This is a genomic window from Nonomuraea maheshkhaliensis (genome assembly GCF_039529435.1).
In the GTDB taxonomy this organism is placed as follows: domain Bacteria; phylum Actinomycetota; class Actinomycetes; order Streptosporangiales; family Streptosporangiaceae; genus Nonomuraea; species Nonomuraea maheshkhaliensis.
The window spans coordinates 35,255-53,103 of sequence record NZ_BAAAMU010000060.1; the positions used below are offsets into that span (position 1 = coordinate 35,255).

The 17,849-nt window shown below is 70.9% G+C and carries 15 protein-coding genes; 4 read left to right on the forward strand and 11 right to left on the reverse strand.

What is annotated here, in order from left to right; translation table 11 throughout:
• Positions 1-103: 103 nt before the first annotated feature.
• From ABFX54_RS32975 to ABFX54_RS32995, 5 genes are read right to left on the reverse strand one after another with little or no spacing between them, the layout of a single operon-like run.
• On the reverse strand, positions 104-1,690 hold the full coding sequence (locus ABFX54_RS32975; protein WP_346110490.1) for an acyl-CoA synthetase: 1,587 nt from the start codon (positions 1,688-1,690) through the stop codon (positions 104-106).
• Complete coding sequence (locus ABFX54_RS32980) at positions 1,690-2,838, reverse strand: thiolase domain-containing protein (RefSeq protein WP_346110513.1); 1,149 nt, start codon at positions 2,836-2,838, stop codon at positions 1,690-1,692. Before ABFX54_RS32980 ends, ABFX54_RS32975 begins: the two co-directional genes overlap by 1 nt.
• A gap of 2 nt (positions 2,839-2,840) precedes the next feature.
• Positions 2,841-3,860, reverse strand: a complete 1,020-nt coding sequence (locus ABFX54_RS32985) for a thiolase domain-containing protein (RefSeq protein WP_346110491.1) — start codon at positions 3,858-3,860, stop codon at positions 2,841-2,843.
• Positions 3,857-4,756: a Zn-ribbon domain-containing OB-fold protein gene (locus tag ABFX54_RS32990; RefSeq protein WP_346110492.1), complete on the reverse strand. Its 900-nt coding sequence runs from the start codon at positions 4,754-4,756 to the stop codon at positions 3,857-3,859. The genes ABFX54_RS32985 and ABFX54_RS32990 overlap by 4 nt, the downstream gene beginning before the upstream one ends.
• Positions 4,746-6,293, reverse strand: a complete 1,548-nt coding sequence (locus ABFX54_RS32995) for an acyl-CoA synthetase (RefSeq protein ID WP_346110493.1) — start codon at positions 6,291-6,293, stop codon at positions 4,746-4,748. The genes ABFX54_RS32990 and ABFX54_RS32995 overlap by 11 nt, the downstream gene beginning before the upstream one ends.
• 228 nt (positions 6,294-6,521) lie before the next feature.
• Between ABFX54_RS32995 and ABFX54_RS33000 the strand changes: the two genes are divergently transcribed.
• From ABFX54_RS33000 to ABFX54_RS33010, 3 genes are all read left to right on the forward strand, one after another.
• Positions 6,522-7,331 (forward strand): crotonase/enoyl-CoA hydratase family protein, encoded by an 810-nt coding sequence (locus tag ABFX54_RS33000; RefSeq protein ID WP_346110494.1) that lies wholly within the window; start codon positions 6,522-6,524, stop codon positions 7,329-7,331.
• Between the two features lie 61 nt (positions 7,332-7,392).
• Positions 7,393-7,671, forward strand: a complete 279-nt coding sequence (locus ABFX54_RS33005) for a type II toxin-antitoxin system Phd/YefM family antitoxin (RefSeq protein ID WP_346110495.1) — start codon at positions 7,393-7,395, stop codon at positions 7,669-7,671.
• Positions 7,664-8,068 carry a type II toxin-antitoxin system VapC family toxin gene (locus tag ABFX54_RS33010; protein ID WP_346110496.1) on the forward strand — a complete coding sequence of 135 codons (405 nt, stop codon included), beginning with the start codon at positions 7,664-7,666 and terminating at the stop codon, positions 8,066-8,068. The genes ABFX54_RS33005 and ABFX54_RS33010 overlap by 8 nt, the downstream gene beginning before the upstream one ends.
• Positions 8,069-8,072: 4 nt before the next feature.
• Here the strand turns inward: ABFX54_RS33010 and ABFX54_RS33015 are convergent, their stop codons facing one another.
• Positions 8,073-9,179, reverse strand: coding sequence for an NAD(P)H-dependent flavin oxidoreductase (locus tag ABFX54_RS33015; RefSeq protein ID WP_346110497.1), 1,107 nt, complete (start codon positions 9,177-9,179; stop codon positions 8,073-8,075).
• Positions 9,180-9,339: 160 nt separating this feature from the next.
• Complete coding sequence (gene pgfA / locus ABFX54_RS33020) at positions 9,340-10,263, reverse strand: cell envelope lipid trafficking protein PgfA (protein ID WP_346110498.1); 924 nt, start codon at positions 10,261-10,263, stop codon at positions 9,340-9,342.
• Positions 10,264-10,430: 167 nt separating this feature from the next.
• On the opposite strand from pgfA, the gene ABFX54_RS33025 reads away from it, so the two are divergent.
• On the forward strand, positions 10,431-11,576 hold the full coding sequence (locus ABFX54_RS33025; RefSeq protein ID WP_346110499.1) for an acyltransferase family protein: 1,146 nt from the start codon (positions 10,431-10,433) through the stop codon (positions 11,574-11,576).
• Here the strand turns inward: ABFX54_RS33025 and ABFX54_RS33030 are convergent.
• The 4 genes from ABFX54_RS33030 to ABFX54_RS33045 are packed head-to-tail and all read right to left on the reverse strand — an operon-like array spanning position 11,503 to position 17,730.
• On the reverse strand, positions 11,503-15,636 hold the full coding sequence (locus tag ABFX54_RS33030; RefSeq protein ID WP_346110500.1) for an alpha-(1->3)-arabinofuranosyltransferase domain-containing protein: 4,134 nt from the start codon (positions 15,634-15,636) through the stop codon (positions 11,503-11,505). The genes ABFX54_RS33025 and ABFX54_RS33030 overlap by 74 nt on opposite strands.
• Positions 15,633-16,784, reverse strand: coding sequence for a glycosyltransferase family 4 protein (locus ABFX54_RS33035; RefSeq protein ID WP_346110501.1), 1,152 nt, complete (start codon positions 16,782-16,784; stop codon positions 15,633-15,635). The genes ABFX54_RS33030 and ABFX54_RS33035 overlap by 4 nt, the downstream gene beginning before the upstream one ends.
• A complete protein-coding gene (locus ABFX54_RS33040; protein WP_346110502.1) occupies positions 16,781-17,584 on the reverse strand; it encodes a glycosyltransferase in 804 nt (267 codons plus the stop codon). The genes ABFX54_RS33035 and ABFX54_RS33040 overlap by 4 nt, the downstream gene beginning before the upstream one ends.
• 11 nt (positions 17,585-17,595) lie before the next feature.
• Positions 17,596-17,730 (reverse strand): hypothetical protein, encoded by a 135-nt coding sequence (locus tag ABFX54_RS33045; protein WP_281262581.1) that lies wholly within the window; start codon positions 17,728-17,730, stop codon positions 17,596-17,598.
• Positions 17,731-17,849 lie beyond the last annotated feature (119 nt).

Below are 17,849 nucleotides of genomic sequence, written 5' to 3' on the forward strand. Positions count from 1 at the left end.
TGGCCTGACCTCCGCCCGGCCCGACGCGCCCCAAGACCCGGCGCCTCACGCGCCCCAAGGCCCAGGGCCGCACGCGGCCCCGTGGCCCGACGCGGAAGGCCCCTCAGCCGCCGGCGTTCTCGACGGTTTCCCTGGCCCAGCGGTAGTCGGCCTTGCCGGCCGGTGACCGTACCATCTCCCCCACGAACGCGTACGTCCGCGGCACCTTGTACCCCGACAGCAACCCCCGGCAATGCGCGTCCAGCTCCGCGGCCGTCACCTCGACCCCAGGCCGCGGCTCGATCACGGCGGCCACCTTGGTGCCCCACCGCTCGTCCGGAACCCCGGTCACCACCGCGTCGAACACGCCGGGATGCCCCTTGAGCACCGCCTCGATCTCCTCGGGGAAGACCTTCTCGCCGCCGGTGTTGATGCACTGCGAGCCCCGGCCGAAGACGTTCACGGTGCCGTCGGCGTCCACGGTGGCCAGGTCGCCGGTGAGCAGCCAGCGGGTGCCATCCTCGTCGGTGACGAACGTGCGCGCGGTCTTCTCGGGGTCGTTGTAGTAGCCGAAGGCCACCCGCCCCGACCTCGCCACGGTGCCCATCTGGCCGGAGCCGGGCTCGACCGGCCGGTTCTTCTCGTCGAGCACGGCCAGGGTGACGACGGCGTTCGGCTTGTAGCGCAGGCCCTTCTCCGGTGAGGAGCCGGCCACGCCGGAGGCGGTGTAGCCGGACTCGGTGGAGCCGAAGCTGTCGAGGATCATCACGTTCGGCAGCAGCTCCTGGAGGCGGTCGCGGACCGCGCCGGTCAGGATGGCGCCGGTCGAGCTGATCACGAACAGGGAGGACAGGTCGTATTCGCCGCCCTCCAGCGCCTCGGTGAGGGGCCTGGCCATGGCGTCGCCGGTGATGTTCATGGTGGACACGCGCTCCCGCTCGACCGTCCGCCACACCTCGGCGGCCTCGAACTTGCGCACGAAGACGGTGGTCGAGCCCATCCACCAGGAGATGAACGTGGTCATCTGCGCGGCCCCGTGCATGAGCGGCGGCACCGCCATCATGACCATGGGGGTGGCCTTGACGGCCTCGTCGACGACCTCCTGCGGGGTGGTGCGCGGCTCGCCGTACGGGTTGCCGCCGCCGAAGCCCATGAACAGGTCCTCGACGTGCCACATCGCGCCCTTGGGCATGCCGGTGGTGCCACCGGTGTAGATGATGTAGACGTCCTGGCCCGACCGGGCGGGGAAGCCGCGTTCCGGCCTGCCGCGTTCGAGCGCCGTGCCGTACGGGACCGCCGAGCCGATCGACGGAGGCCCGCCGACCGAGATCAGGTGCTCCAGCAGCGGGGCCTGGCCGGCCACGGCGGCCACCCGGGGCTCGAACTCCACGTCGTAGATCAGCGCCCGCAGGTCGGCGTCGCGGTAGAGGTAGAGCAGCTCGGCCTCGACGTAGCGGTAGTTGACGTTGATCGGCACGGCTCTGATCTTGAGGGCGGCGAGCATGCCGGCGACGTACTCGACGCCGTTGTAGAGGTGCAGGCCGATGTGCTGGCCCGGCTGGACGCCGAGGTCCATGAGGTAGTGGGCGAGCCGGTTCGCCTCGGCCTCCAGTTCGGCGTACGTGCGCCGCTCCTGGCCGCAGACGATGGCCGTCCTGTCCCCGATCGTGTCCGCGAGCCCTTCGAACAGGTCAGCGTGGTTGAACTCCATCAGGGTCTCTCCCGTCCGACGATCCACATCGCGAAGAACTGGGCTCCCCCGCCGTAGGCGTGGCCGAGCGCCGTGCGGGCGCCGTCCACCTGGTGCTCGCCCGCCATCCCGCGCACCTGGAGCGCGGCCTCGGCGAACCTGATCAGCCCCGACGCCCCGATGGGGTTGCTGGACAGCACCCCGCCCGAGGCGTTCCACGGGATGTCACCGTCGAGTGCCGTGGCGCCCGACTCGGTGAGCTTCCATCCCTCCCCCTCCGCCGCGAACCCCAGGTTCTCCAGCCACATCGGCTCGTACCAGGAGAACGGCACATACACCTCGGCCACGTCGATCTGCCGGCGCGGGTCGGCGATCCCGGCCTGCTGGTAGACGTCGGCGGCGCAGTCCTTGCCGGCCTGCGGGCTGACCGTGTCGCGGCTCGCGCGGAAGATCGGCTCGGAGCGCATGGCCGTCCCGTGCACCCAGGCGGGGGTGCCGGTGACCGCCGACTCGGACGACAGCACCATCGCGCAGGCGCCGTCGCTGGACGGGCAGGTCTCCAGGTAGCGGATGGGCTCCCAGAGCATGGGCGTGGACTCGACCATCTTCTGGTCGATGCCGGGGATCCGCAGGTGCGCGTACGGGTTCTTCAGCGCGTTCAGCCGATCCTTGACCGCGACGAGCGTCCCGATGTGCCCGGGTGCTCCGGATCTGCGCATGTACTCGCGGATGTGCGGGGCGAAGTAGCCGCCCGCGCCCACCACCAGCGACGCGCTGAACGGCAGGTGCGTGGACAGCGCCCAGGTGGCGTTGGACTCCGACTGCTTCTCGAACGCCACCACCAGCACCCGCTCGTGCACGCCGCCCTGGATGAGGGAGGCGCCGACCAGCGCGGTCGAGCCGCCGACGCTGCCCGCCGTGTGCACGCGCATCATGGGCTTGCCCGCCGCGCCGAGCGCGTCCGCCAGGTACGCCTCCGGCATCATCACGCCCTCGAACAGGTCGGGCGCCTTGCCGATGACCACGGCGTCGATGTCCTTGAACGTCAGCCCGGCGTCCTCCAGCGCCCGCAGCGCGGCCTCGCGGACCAGGCCGGCGATCGAGACGTCCCCGCGCTTGGTCGTGTAGTGCGTCTGCCCGACGCCGATGACCGCGCACCGGTTTCCCATGGTCATGCCTCCAGGACGGTCACGAGGTTCTGCTGCAGGCAGGGGCCGCTCGCGGCGTGGGCGACCGTGCGGCGGGCGCGGCCGTCGTGGATGTGCCGCGCGGCCTCGCCGATGCGGATGAGCCCCGTGGCCATGACGGGGTTGGCGGCCAGCGGCCCGCCCGAGGGGTTGATCAGGGTGCCGCCGCCGAGTTCGAGCGCCCGCCGCAGGATGATCTCCTCGTGCGGGAACTGGGCGTGCAGCTCGGCCACCTCGACGGGGGCCTTGCCGACTCCGGCGGCGCGCCCGGCGTCGGCGGCGGATGCCGATGCCGACAGGTCGCGCAGGCCCAGGTAGTGGGGTTCGGTGCGGTGGGCGATGCCCCTGATGTAGGCGGGGTTGCGGCAGATCCGGGTGGCCAGGTCGCCGGTGGCCAGCGCGATCGCGGCGGCGCCGTCCGTGATGGGCGGCACGTCTGTCTTCTTGAGCGGTCGTACGGCGAAGTCCTCGCCGTCCGGTTCGGGCAGATCGAGCGCGTACGGGTTGCCCCTGCCGTCGGCCCGGCTGCGCCGGACGATCTCGTCGAGCTCCGCCCGGTCCGCGCCGACGGCGTTCGCCTGGAGCGCGGCGTAGGAGAGCTGGTCGAGGCCGAGCGGAGCCAGATAGTACGGGTCCAGCTGCAACGTCATGATCGTGCGCAGGTCACCCAGGGACGACTTGCCGAACCCGTAGACGAGAGCCGAGTCGATGTCGCCGTGCTGGAGCCGGACCCACGCCTCGTACAGGGCCCAGGCCCCGTCCATCTCGACGTGGCTCTCGGAGATTGGCGGCCAGGCGGCCAGCGCGTCGAGGGCCGAGACGAAGGAGAACGGGGCCCCTGCGAGGTAGTCGCAGCTGCCCGAGCAGGTGAAGCCGAACCGCTTGAGCCCGGTGCGCTCCTTGATCTCGGCGATCACGGGCGCGATCAGCTCGGGCTCGGTCAGGCCGGTGTCGTGATCGGTGTGCCGCGTCTGGGCGAACGCGACGATCGCCACATCTCTCATGACAGCTCCACGTCGGGCTCGCCGGTGGGGGCGAACCAGCGGATGTTCGCCATGGACGCCGTGCGCTCGCTCTCGGGCACCCAGACCGCCTTGACCCGCATGCCCTGGCGCACCTCGTGTGCGGGAACGTCGCCGATGAGGGCGATCATGGGGATGTCGGTGGTGTCGAGCAGAATGTACGCCGAGACGAACGGCACCTCGGGGGCCCGGGGATCGGGCAGGTTGTTGATGGCGAACGTGGTGATCGTCCCGGTGTCGGGCACCTCGAACGTGTCCCCAAGGCTCTGTCCGCATTCGGGGCAGTTGAGCCGGTAGGGCACGTACACCTTGGCGCACCGCTCGCATCGGCCGGCCAGGAAGACGCCCCGCTCGACGCCCTCCAGGAAGGTCCGCAGCGCGCCGCCGGCCTGGAGCCGGTACTCGGCGCGTACCTTCGACACGATCTTCGTGACCTCGGGGGCGAAGTGGGAGATGTCGGTGATGTGGCCGGTGGGCCGGTCGCTCCAGACCGGCCAGACCCGCATGCCCGCCGCCATCGCCTTGGGATTCTCCGCGGCCACGGCGTGCAGCAGCGCGGTGTCCGCGCCGTCCAGCTCGATCAGCGCCCAGGCGAAGGGGCGGTCGAGGGGGTGGCCGTCCAGCGGCTCCTCCACCCAGGCCCACGTCTTCACCGTGCCGGCCGGGCCGACCTCGGCGTACTCGCCGGTGACCGGCTCGCCGGTCTCGGGGTCGTACTCCAGGGGCGGGACGAGCACCCGGCCCTCCGCCGTCCTGACCCCCACGATGCGGCGAGCGCGTAATTCGGTCAGGAACCGGCCGATCACCGGCCCCGTCGTCCGCGTGTAGCCGCCGGGGAACTCCAGGACGTGCTGCGCGACGAGGGGATCAGATGGCACGGTCGTGTCCCTCCCAGTACGGGGCTCGGAGTTTGCGTTTCAGCAGCTTGCCGTTGGGTTCGCGGGGCATCTCGGCGATGAAGTCGATGCTCTTGGGCCACTTCATCCTGGCCAGGCGGCCCTCCAGGGAGGCCAGCAGCTCGGCCGCCAGCTCGGGGCCGGGCTCGGCGTTCTGGGCCGGCTCGACGACGGCCTTGATCTGCTCGCCCCACTCCTCGTCCGGGATGCCGAACACGGCCACGTCGGCCACCTTGGGGTGGATCATCAGCTCGTTCTCGATCTCGGCCGGGTAGATGTTCGCCCCGCCGGAGATGATCATGTCGGCCTTGCGGTCGCACAGGTAGAGGAAGCCGTCCTCGTCCAGGTAGCCGATGTCGCCGACGGTGAAGTAGTCCTTGAGGCGGCTCGCGGCGGTCTTGGCGGGGTCGCCCTTGTACTCGAACGTGGTGCCCATCATCTTCATGTAGATGGTCCCGGGCGTCCCGGTGGGCACGGGTTCGCCCTCGTCGTCCGCGATGAGCAGCTCGCTGATCGGCCAGGCCGAGCCGACCGTGCCCGGATGCGCCTTCCAGCCCTCGGGCGTGGCCAGGGTGCCGCCGCCCTCGGTGGCCGCGTAGTACTCGTACACGCAGTCGCCCCACCATTCGAGCATCGCCCACTTGACCGGGACTGGACAGGGGGCGGCGGCGTGGATCATCCAGGAGAGCGAGGAGAGGTCGTACTTCGTCCGGGTCTCCTCCGGCAGCGCGAGCAGCCGCTTGAAGTGGGTGGGGACCAGGTGCGAGTTGGTGACGCGGTGCCGCTCGCACAGCGCCAGCATCTCCTCGGCGTCCCATCTGTCCATGTAGACGAGGGTGTGGCCCATATGCAGGGCCGTGCCGCCGAACTGGGTCACCGCCGTGTGGTAGCTCGGCGAGGTCACCAGGTGGGCGTTCGGGCGGCCGGGGGTGATGCCGAACAGGGTGAGGAGGAACGTCATGAGCTCTGCGGACTCGTCCGGGTCCATGCCGCTGAGTGGCCGCCTGACGCCTTTGGGCTTGCCCGTGGTGCCGGAGGTGTAGTGCATGGTGGCGCCGGCGGTGCGGTCGGCGGGGGCCGTGTCGGGCTGCCCCTCGGTGAGCTCGCTCGCGGCCCGGAAGCCGTCCGAGGCTTTTCCGATGAGGAAGCGGCGCTCGGGCTCGATGGCCTCGGCGCCCCTGACGCCCTCGCCCAGGAAGCGCGGATGTACGAAGAACGCCTTGGCCTCGCTGTCGGAGACGATGTACGCGATCTCGGGCCCGGTCAGGTGCCAGTTGACCGGCGTGTAGTACCAGCCGGCCTGGAGCGCGGCGAGATACAGGACGAGCCCGTCGGCGCCGTTCGGCACCAGGCCGCAGATGCCGTCGCCGGGCTGGAGCCCGAGCTCGCGCAGCCCGTGGACGAGGCGGTTCGAGCGGGCCAGGAGGTCACCCGCGCGGTGCTGCGTACCGTCGGGGTCCACCGCCGCGATCCACTCGGGATCCGCCTGCGCGAGCCTCCAGAAACCGAGCGTGCCCATCTGTTTCTCCTCTGCTCATGGCTTCACTCCGTGAAGCGGGCTCGGTCGCCCTTGACGCCGCCGTCTTCCCCCGCTCTGGTCGCTCCGCTCTCGCCGCTCCTCCAGACGACGGCGCTCCCTCACGTCGTCGCGCGAGCAAAACAGGAACCTGTTCTCGTTTGCTGGTGGGAGCGTATCCTGGGCCCAAGTCCGTAGCAAGCGCTTGATTAAGTCACTTCGGAGGCATCCGTGGAGCTCCTGCCGATCAGCACCCCCCACTGCCGGATCGAGCGTGACGGCCACGTCCTGACCATCACGATGAACCGGCCGGAGGCCCGCAACGCCCTCTCCTCGGACATGCTGATCGGGCTGGCCTCGGCGTGGGCGTACGCGTCGGAGGAGCCGGGGATCAGGGTCGCGATCCTGACCGGGGCGGAGGGCACGTTCTGCGCCGGCGCCGACCTCAAGGCCATGGGCCAGCCGTCCGCGGACCCGGAGGTGCAGGCCAGGGCCACGCAGATCGCCAACTTCCACTGGAAGGGCCTGCTGCGCGAGGACCTGCCGACCAAGCCGATCATCTGCGCGGTCGAGGGCTACGCGGTCGCCGGAGGCACTGAGCTGCTGGTGGGCACGGACCTGCGGATCGTGGCCGAGTCGGCCACTCTGGGCCTGTTCGAGGCCAAGCGCGCGCTGTTCCCCATGGGCGGCAGCGCCGTCCGGCTGCCCCGGCAGATCCCGTACTGCCACGCCATGGACCTCCTGCTCACCGGCCGGGCGATCACGGCGGCGGAGGCGCTGTCGATGGGCCTGGTCAACCGCGTGGTCCCGGATGGCCAGGCGCTCACGGCGGCCCGCGAACTGGCCGAGAACGTGGCGTCCTCGGGCCCGCTGGCGGTCCAGGCCATCCTGCGCACGTACCGGGACACGCTGGGCATGCCGGAGCCGGAGGCCCTGAAGGTGTCGGACGAGCTGGGCTGGCCGGTGATCGGCTCGGAGGACGCCAAGGAAGGCACCAGGGCCTTCCGCGAGAAGCGCCCCGCCACCTACCAAGGCCACTGACCTTCGCGGGGTTACACTGAACGCGTAGCACGGCGAGCTACACAAGGCTACAGCGAGGTGCATGTTGAAGGTCATCAGCCAGCGAGAGTTCCGCAACAACTCCGCAGCCGTCATGAATGAGGTCGAAGCGGGCGAGACCTTCCACATCACCCGCAACGGCGTCGAGATAGCGGAGCTGCGGCCACTTCCACGCAGGCGCCACTTGAGTGCCGAAGAGCTTGTCGCGAAGCATCGGCTGCTCCCCCGGGTCGACTACGCCGAGATGCGCCGCGAGGCTGACGAGTTCTTCGGGACAGAGGACCGGGTAGACGACGACCCCTGGGAGCGCCGACGTGACTGAACGTCACGCTTCCGGGGTCATCGACACGTGCGTCTACATCGACCTCAGCGAGCTGGCTCCCGACGCTCTGCCGGCAATACCGAAGCTCACAACGATCACGCTCGCCGAGTTGCATCAAGGTGTGGTCATGGCCCAGGACGCGGCGACCCGGGCCGCCCGCATGGAGCTACTGGGCAGCGCCGTAGCCGACTTCGAGCCGCTCCCTTTCGACAACGATGCGGCTACCCGCTACGGGAGCCTCGTCGCGCTCACCATCGCGGCTAAGCGCGACCCCCGGCCCCGGCGCATGGACCTCATGATCGCCGCGGTGGCCTCCAGCCGAGGCCTGCCGCTCTACACCCGTAACACCGACGACTTCGTGGGACTCGAAAGCATGGTGACCGTCGTTCCCGTTTGAGGGGTCAGTCGTTGGTGAGGCGGTCGAGGCGGGTCACTGCCTCGCCGAACTCCTCCAGCAGGTCGTAGACCACGTCCTTGGCCGGCCGGACCTGGTTCATCACCCCGATGATCTGGCCGGCGGGGAAGGTGGCCAGTTCGGTGGCGTCGGAGCGGCCGATGCGGCGCAGGGCGTCGGAGACCAGCATGAACTGCAGCGGCATCGGCAGCGTGCCGGGCGAATCCTCCGACTCCCACGCCTGCGTCCACTCGTTCTTGAGCAGGCGGGCCGGTTTGCCGGTCCAGCTGCGGGAGCGGACGGTGTCGCGGGAGGTGGCGGCCAGGATGCGGCGTTTGGCCATCTCCGGGGTGTCGGCCTCCTCGACCGTGAGCCACAGGGAGCCGGTCCAGACCCCGTCGGCCCCGAGCGCCATCCCGGCGGCCATCTGGCGGCCGTTGCCGATGCCGCCCGCCGCCAGTACGGGCACGTCCACGGCGTCCACGACCTGCGGGATGAGGACCATGGTGGAGATCTCGCCGGTATGACCGCCGGCCTCCGTGCCCTGGGCGACGACCACGTCCACCCCCACCTCCACCTGCTTGAGCGCGTGGCGGGGAGTGGAGGCGAGCGCGGCGACCTTGACGCCGTGGGCGTGCGCGAGGTCGACCACGTCGGCGGGCGGCGGGCCGAGGGCGTTGGCGAGGAGCGCGATGGGATGGCGCAGGGCCACCTCCACCTGGGGGCGGGCGGTGGCGTCCGTCCAGCCGAGCAGCACCCGGCCGGCCTCGGCGTCGGCCGACAGCGGCGGGACGCCGTGCTTGGCCAGGAGGTCTTCGACGAAGGCGCGGTGGCCGTCGGGGATCATCGAGCGCAGCCGGCCGACCAGTTCCTCGGGGGCGAAGTCGGCGCCCTCGTACGAGGCCGGCATGACCACGTCCACCCCGTACGGCCTGCCGTCCACGTGGTCGTCGATCCACTTGAGCTCCTGTTCGAGCTCCTCCGGCGTGAAGTAGAGCGCTCCGAGCACACCCATGCCGCCCGCCCGGCTCACCGCGGCGACCACGTCCCTGCAGTGGCTGAACGCGAAGATCGGGAGTGCGATTCCGAACATGTCCGTGACACGTGTCCGCATGGCCCGACCATACGTCTGCAAACCAGCAAACTGCAACGCGTTCTAGACTAGAACTTCTCGTCTGGTACTGGCGGGTAACCTTGCGTTATAACTTGTTCTAGTTGCTTTCCGGCAAAAGAAAAGGGCCCGTTCGCACGGGCCCTCGGAATGTGCGCGGACGTCACTCGGCGGCGGCCGGCCGGCGGCGGCCCACGACGACCCCCGCGAGGACCAGGAAGACGCCCACGACGAGCAGGACCAGCGGGATGGTGTTGCGCAGCAGGTTGATGGTGCTCTTGCCCTCCTGCGCGTCCTTGACCAGCCCTTCCACGGTCTTGTCGGTCATCTTCGCGGTGGCGATGAAGGCCGCGGTGCGCTCGACGCCGTCCTGCGTCTTCAGCACCTCGTGCCGCTGCACCTCCTGGCGCACGGGCGACCCGGTGACCGGCTCGATCCAGTACGTGGTCTTGCCGTCGTACCAGCGGTCCACCTGCACGTCACCGGTGGTGCCGGTCATGCCGAGCACGTTGGCGGGAGCGGTGCGGGTCTCGGTCTTGGTCGGCGGCACGGACTGCTCGAAGACGTAGACGGGCAGGCCGTTGACGTTGTCCTCGCGCACGAACGTGGCGTCGAACGCCTTGCCCGCCGTGGCGTTGAACACCTTGTACGTCTTCTTCTCCACGTCGAACGGGAACTTGTAGACCTGCCCCTCGATCGTCACCGGCGCCTTCTCCACGCTGGTGCCGCAGCAGTTCACGCCCGCGCCCGTGTAGCGGTCGAAGGCGCTGCGCCGCTCGGAGATGTCGATCTGCGGCCGCTTGTTGGTGACGTCGTTGACCACCATGGCCTCGTCCCAGACCACCCGGTCGCTGGTGGCCTCCTTCACGTCGCCGCGGGTGGTGACGATGATGTCGAGGTCGCCGGTCAGCACCTTGAGGTCCTGCAGCGAGAAGTACTGGGCGCCCTTCGCCTCCAGCCGCGAGATGCCGAACTGGTCGGCCGGGGCCGAGATGATCTGGCCGGCCGCCCAGAATTTCAGCAGTGGCGCCAGCGCGATGAAGAAAGCCCCGAACCCGATGAGGACGAGCGTTGAGATACGACCCATCGAGGCCTCCGCCTTAGTAGAACACGTTGTCGTCTGGTGCGATCGTCGAGCAACAAAGTATGACAGGGGGTGAGGTCCGTCAGCGGCGCCCCTACCACCGCAACCAAATCGATAGAAACAAGTTCTATCGTGGTTTCGGCTCGGAAGGCGAGAAAGTGGGAGCAGCGATGAGGAGCAGGGACGCCGCGCTCGACGGCATCCGCGCGTTCGCCGCGCTCGGCGTCTGGCTGCTGCACGTCGGGAGCAACACCGGGGTCATGTACCGCGAGGGCATGTTCCCCTGGATGATGAGCCGTCTCGGCATCGCCGTACCGATCTTCTTCCTCCTGTCCGGCCTGCTCCTCTACCGCCCGTGGGCGCGCGCGGTGATCGAGGATACGCCACGCCCGGGTCCGCTGCGTTACCTGTGGCGCCGGGTGCTGCGCGTCATGCCGGTCTACTGGCTGGTGACCGGGCTGGCGCTGTGGGCGTGGAGCTCGTTCGACTGGACGGGCCGGCTCAAGTGGATGCTGCTGCTGCAGAACTTCTTCCCGGGCGACCCGGTGCCCGACGGGCTTTACCAGATGTGGACGCTGCCCATCGAGATGTCCTTCTACGTGCTGCTGCCGGTGCTGGCCTGGGCGCTGCACCAGTGGGCGCGCGGCGGGAACCGGCCGGTGCGGCTGCTGGCGGGCATCGCCGTGCTGCCGGCGATCTCGGTCGCCGCCGTGGTCGCGGCCAGGGAGCTCGGGCAGCCGCAGCTCGCCCTGCTGCTCCCGTACCATCTGGTCTTCTTCGCCTGCGGCATGGCCATGGCGGTGCTGTCGGTGTGGATCGGGCACAGCCGCGTGATCGACTCGCTCGCGCCGCAGCTGCTCGTGCTGGCCGCCCTGCTGTACGCGCTGCTCAGCACCGGGCTGGCCGGGCCGCGCACGCTCACGCTGCCCACCCTGTCGCAGTCGCTCTGGCGGATCAGCCTGGAGGCGGCCGTGGCGGTGCTCGTGGTGGCGCCGTTCGCGCTGGCGTCCAAGCCCGGTTCGCTGCGCGACCGCGTGCTCGGCAACCCCGTCTGCGCCTACCTGGGCCGCATCTCCTACAGCTTCTTCCTGTGGCACGCCCCGGTGATCACACTGCAGCTCAAGATCATGGGCGCGCAGCCGTTCCAGGGCGACTTCGCCAGTGTGGCCGTGGTGTCGTTCGTGGTCACGATGCTGCTGAGCGTCGGCAGCTATCACCTCGTCGAGGTGAGCGCGCTCAAGCTCAGCCGACACCGGTCAGCACCTGCTCGGCCGCCGGCCGCTCCTGCGGCGCTGCCGGCCGCGCCGGCTCCGTGACGAGCTGCCCGAACAGCACGCCCACGGCCGCGCAGGCCGCCAGTTGCGGCACCTCGTCCATGAGATAGGCCACGTCGATCCCGTACTCGCGCAGCACCATGGCCGCCGCCAGCGCGGCCGTGGCGGCGGCGTAGACGCCGGCCGCCGCCCAGTGGGCGGGCAGCCCGCGGGCGCGCAGCAGCAGGGTCACCAGGACGGCCGCGAGCACCGCGATCATGCCGGGCCAGTTCGCCACCCAGCCGCCGAAGGCCAGCGCCAGCAGGATCACGTACGGGGCCCGCGGCCTGGCCAGCCGCGCGGCCGACGCCGGGGCGGTCTCGCGTACGTGCTCGGGCCTCGGCCCCCGCAGCACCAGCGCGGCCAGCGCGAGCAGCGCGATCCCGGCCAGGCCGAGCAGGAGCGCGAGCCGGTAGGCGCGGTCGGGCAGGTATTCCAGCCTGGCCGTCCCCGACGTGCCGGCCGGCAGCTCCCAGCCCTGCTTCCAGCCGTCGATCCGCACCGGTTTGAGGGTCTTGCCGCTGATCTGGGCGCGCCAGCCGGCGTTGTAGTTCTCGTTGACGACCAGGAAGGCGTCCTTGGGCGCGCTCACCTTGACCTCGCGCTCCGCGGCGGTCCAGGTGCTCTGCACCGCCGCGCCCTCCACGCCGCGCGGCTCGTCCGCCAGCGACCCGACCACGAGCGAGTCGATCGCGTACGGATCCCAGCCGGCCACCCGCACCCGGTTGTCACCGGCGGCGAGCCCGGCCCTCGAACAGCCGATGATCCGCACCGGCCGCTGTTCGAGCAGGTCGGCGTGGGTGCCGACAACCCGGGTGGCGACGTTGCGCCCGTTCACCTCGATGTTCGGCCCGAGCCCGCAGTCCAGTCTGAGCGGGATGTCCGCGGGCCGGCCCACCGGGTCGACGCCGGGCACCACCAGCTCCGTCACCTGCAGCCGCTGCGAGAACGGGGTGAAGCGCAGCTTGATCTTCGAGGTCTTCATGTGCTTGAACGTGAGCACGTTCCGCTCGTCCACCCGCCCGCCGCGCACCGCGCCGCCGTCGCCGCTCACGATCACGTCCATGGGCTGCCTGTCGCCGCCAGGCCGGCCGATCTGGATCCGGGAGATCGTGCGCTTTCCCTTCCAGGCGATGGTGAGCGTGGGCTCGGTGTCGCCGGCGGCGGGGATCCAGGTGGTGCTTCCGTCCGCGTCGAAGGCGGATCTGGGCGCCACCACCGCGTCCTCGCTCAACTGGGACGAGCCGGTCACGGTGGTCAGGTCAGCACGGACCCGGGTGAACCGGTCGACCAGCTTCGCATCCCTCAGCACGGCCGTTCCCCGCACGTTCGCCGCCGAGGCGGACTCCGCGCGGAAAGTCCGGTCGAACCCGGTCTCCTCGCCCTGCTTGGCCAGCACCACCTCGTTGCAGACCCACCGGTAGGCGTTGCGCATGCACGCGGGCCGCTCATCCAGCCCTCGGTCCATCACGTACGCGTCGCCGCCCTGGCCGGGCAGCCGGATCGAGCGGCCCGCGGTGACGCCGGGGATCGACAGCTCGACGACGCCGACCCGCTGCCCATAGCTCCACTCCTTCGACGCGGTGCCGGCCACCTTGATCCGCACCCAGCTCGTGGGCCCGTCGGGCACCCGCAGCCGCTGCGGCTCCGTGGTGCGCCGCACGTCCTGGACCAGGCTGCCCGCCTCGCTCTCCACGGCCACCCGGGTGACGACCTGGCCGAGCAGCAGGTCGGGGGCGAACATCACGTTCACGTACGGGATCCGCGTGCTGCCCGGCAGGTCCACCCGCAGCCACTCGCCCACCGGCCGCTTCGAGCCGTCGCTCTCCCAGCCGGTGCGGACGTTGCCGTCCATGGCCGCCCAGGGGCTGCGGCCGGTCGAGCTGATCCCCGCGATCGCGTACGGGTCGGCGACCGAGGAGGAGGCGCTGATGCCGGCGATGCCGTGGTACTCGGCCACGGCCGTCTCGTCCAGCCAGCCCTTCTCCAGCAGGTCCAGGGCCCTGACCCCGCCGAAGTCCGCCTTGCTGCCCGCCGTGAGCGTGGGCGACAGGTTCGTCCTGATCTCGCCGAAGGAACGTTCGCGCAGCCGGAGCGCGTCGCTGACCACGGTCGGCGCCTCGCGGGTGCCCGCGTCGCCGTTGACCAGGACGGGCGCGTCGCCGAGCAGGCCGAGATCGCCCATCGCGAGCAGCGAGTCGGGCCCGCCGCGCACGGCCACCGCGTCGGCCGCGGCCTGCACGGAGACCAGGTCGCTGCTGCCCGCGACCTCGTACAGGTCGAGCGCGGGGAACGGCGCGTCGAGCTGGTTGACCGCGTCGTCGGTCTCCCTGTCCCCCACCGGCTCGCCGAACGAGCGCACCTTCGTCAGCCCCGGCGTCTCGCGCAGCGCCTCGTGCACGCGGGACGGCCAGGCGCCCTGGAGGTTCTGCCTGATCAGATCGTTCCTGACGAGCAGGTAACGCACGCCCAGCCGGCGCAGCACGGTCGTCACCCCGGCCGAGCCGTGCCCGGCCGCCAGGCGCTGGTCGATGGCGTCGAGCAGCCTGGTCAGGCCCACGCTGCCGGGCGGGGTGATCTGCCTGGCGGTCCAGCGCGCGGTGGTCAGGGCCTGCAGCGGCTCGTCCATGGGGCGGCCCCAGACGTACTCGCCGAACTTGGCGCCCGGCACGATCAGCACGCCGTCGTCGCCGGCGTTGCGGTTGAGCCAGTCCGCCGCCTCCTGCCAGTGGGACGGCACCCGCTCGAAGTCGCCGGGCGCGGCCAGTCCCTGGTTGAAGACGGGCAGCACGAGCGCCGCGGCGGCCGCCACCGCGACCGTGCGCAGCGGGATCCTGGCTCTGACCAGCAGATGAGCCAGGCCGAAGGCGAGCGCGAGCCGGATCAGGGGGTCGAACTTACGCAGGTTGCGCAGCGGCGCGAGCGGCCCGTCCAGCAGCCAGCGCACCGGCTCGGCCAGCACCGGCTCAAGCGCGCTCGCGTGCCCCGCCACGAGCGCGACCACGCCCACCAGGAACATCGCCACCACGAACCCCTTGGCGGGCAGGTCGCGGCGGGCCAGCCCGGCCAGGCCGAGCGCGGCCAGCACGCCGGTGACCACGACCATCGTGGCGGAGGTGGCGATGGCGAAGCCGGGCGGCTGCTCGAAGACGCCGTTCAGCGGCAGGTACCGCACCCAGTCGGAGGCGCCGCGCAGCACGTTCGTGAGCGAGGTGACGGCCGTGGTGGTCTCGGAGGTCTCGGTGTACGGCAGGAACGAGAACGCGTAGCGGCCCACCAGCAGCAGCGGCAGCGACCAGAACAGGGTGGCCACCGCGACCGTGCCCGACCACCAGGCGAGCAGCCGCCAGCGCGGCACCGGGCGCGGCCGGGTCAGGATGTAGAGCACGGGCGCGACCAGCACGGCCAGCACGGCGACCGCGTTCACGCCGCCGCACAGCGCCACCGCCAGCGCCGACCTGATCGCCCCGCGCGCCCGCTGGCCCGTCTCCGACGCGGTGAGCAGCGGGATGAGGATCCACGGCAGCATCGCGGCGGGCAGCCACTCGATGGAGATCTCGCCGAGGATGGACAGCGTGCGCGGGGCCAGCGCGTACGCCAGCGCCCCCGCGATCCGCGTGCCCGGCGTGCCGATGCCGAGCTGCCGCGACAGCCGCTCCACGCCGAGGAAGGCGACGCACATGAGCAGCGTCAGCCAGAGCCGCTGCGTCACCCACGGCTCGACGCCGGCCAGGTCGCCCAGGGCGAAGAACGGGCCCATCGGGAAGACGTAGCCGGCCACCTGGTTCTGCAACTGGCCGAAGTGCTGGATGTCCCACAGGTGGGCGGCGCGCTCCAGCCAGCCGACCGGGTTGAGCGCCAGGTCCATCTTGGTGTCGGAGATGAGGTGGCCCGGCTTGGTGGTGAAGGCCATCAGGGCGAAGCCGAAGCAGCACAGCAGCAGCCAGAGGCGGCGCCTGGCCGGCTCGCCGACCGGCCGGCCGGCGCCCGTGCGGCGTCCGGCGACGAGCTTGTCGGTGGGGAGCAGGCTCATGACCCGCCGCGCGGCCGTCGGCTCGCTCACCGCACCTCCCCGCCGTGGCCGGAGTCGGGGGCGGGATCGAGGCCGGGAGCGGGGCCGGGGTCGCGGCCGTGCATGAGCGCGATGAGACGGTCCGCGCTGCGGTCCCAGGAGAAGCGGCCCGCCCATTCCCGACATTTCACGGTATAAGTGTGGTCCAGCTCGTCGAGTGCCGCGCCGATGCCCTTGGCCAAGTCCGTCCCCTCGGGCAGGAGCCAGCCCGTCTCACCGTGCCGTACGGCGTCCCGCAGCCCGTCCACGTCGAACGCCACGGTGGGCACGCCGAGCGCGGCCGCCTCCAGCACGCTCAGCCCCCAGCCCTCCCCCTGGGAGGCGCTGACGTGCAGCCACGCCCGCGCGACCAGGCGTGCCTTGTCCTCCTCCGGCAGGTACCCGTGCAGGGTCACGCCCTCGGGCAGCCGCTCCCGCAGCGCCGCCTCCTCCGGACCCCTGCCGATGACGTCCACGACCAGGCCGGGCCAGCGCTTACGCAGCTCGGCCACCGCGTCGAGCAGCAGGTGAACGCGCTTGTGCGCGACCAGCCGCCCAAGACAGACGAGCCTCGGAACCCCGCCCTTCGCATCCCCGCCGGGCGCATCGGGCTCCCCGGGCACAGTGGGCTCGGGAACCCCGTTCGGGACGATGTGCACGGGACCCGTCCACCCGAGCCGCTCGCGCATGGCCAGCACCGTGGACGGCGAGACGGCCACGCTCTCGTGCCGCCGGTAGCTCCACCGCGACACCGGCCCCTCAAGGAAGCGCCCGACCGCCGCCAGCCACCCCGGCATGTGCACCCCGAACTGCCGGTCGTGCACGTGGTGCACGACGCACAGCACCCTGGTACGCCGCCGCAGCACCCACGGGGTGAAGAACGGGATCCCGTTCTGGCAGTCGAGCACCGCGTCGAAGCGCCCCCGGCGCAGCAGCAGCCAACCCAGCACCAGCGGATAGACGGTGAAGACCCCGCCCATGCGGACGAAACGCACCCCTTCCACGCTCTCGTGCCGGCTCTGCCCCGGCGCCCGCGCGGTGACGAAGCACACCGTGTGGCCGGCCCGCGCGAAGCGGCGGGCCAGCTCCCAGGCGAACGTCTCCGCACCGCCCGCCTGCGGATGCCAGGGGTCACGCCAGTTGACGACCGCGATCTTCACGGATATCCGACGGGGTCGAGCGGCGGCTCCCACGCCGGGCGCGCGGCGGGCCGTGGCCGGGCGCGCAGCCGCAGCCAGATCCGGCCGAGCTCCAGCACGATGCCGAACGTGTGCCGGGCCGGGGAGAAGCGCGAGCCCGGCATGTCCCGCCAGCACACGGGGATCTCCATCACGGCCGCGCCCTGCCGTCGGCAGCGCGCGAGCAGTTCGACGTCGAAGGCGAAGCCGGGCGTGCGCAGCTCGGCGGCGATGTCGCGGGCGAGCACGCCGTCGAAGAACTTGAAGCCGCACTGGGTGTCGCTCACGCCGTGCACGAGCACGCCGGCCAGCGCGCGGAAGCCGAAGGCGCCCAGCTCGCGGACCTTGCTGTGCCGGTTCTCCACGAGTGAGCCGTCGTGTCCCCTCGATCCGATCACGACCCGTTCACCGGACAGCAGCAGCCCGAGCGCCACGTCGATGGCTCCGAGGTCGGTGGCCATGTCGGCGTCGAGGAATCCGACGAAGGGCGCACTCGTGCCGAGCAGTCCGGCGCGTACGGCGGCGCCCTTGCCCGGGATCGCGCACCGGATCAGCCGGACGGGAACGGGACCGCTCGGCCAGGTTTCGACGATCTCGGCCGTGCGGTCGGTGCTGTCGTTGTCCACGACGATGACAGAGCTGGGGAACGGCATGCGGGCAAGCTTCGCGCACAGCTGCAGGAGCCCCCCGGGTAGTCGCCCTTCCTCGTTGTAGGCGGGAATGACGATCTCAAGCAGTGGTGGTCGACTCGTCCGCTCGTCCCCTTGCGGAGAGGGCGGCATCTCGGCTCGGGTTACCGGTCGCCGTAGTTGTAGAGCGGCTGGTTGACCGGCGTCGCGGTGGCGCCGGTGAAGGTGACGGTGGTGACCGTCGCCACGAGTGCCGCGACGGCGATGCCGATCATCGCCGCTAAGAGGATCTTGATCACCGGGGTTCCTCCTCAAGCGGGCAAGCGGTGCGGGCGTCCCTCAACTTAGAACCAATTCTTGCTACTCGGAAGTAGCTAGCGGAAATATTAACAAAGAGCCTGATCAGGGTCCGATCCGG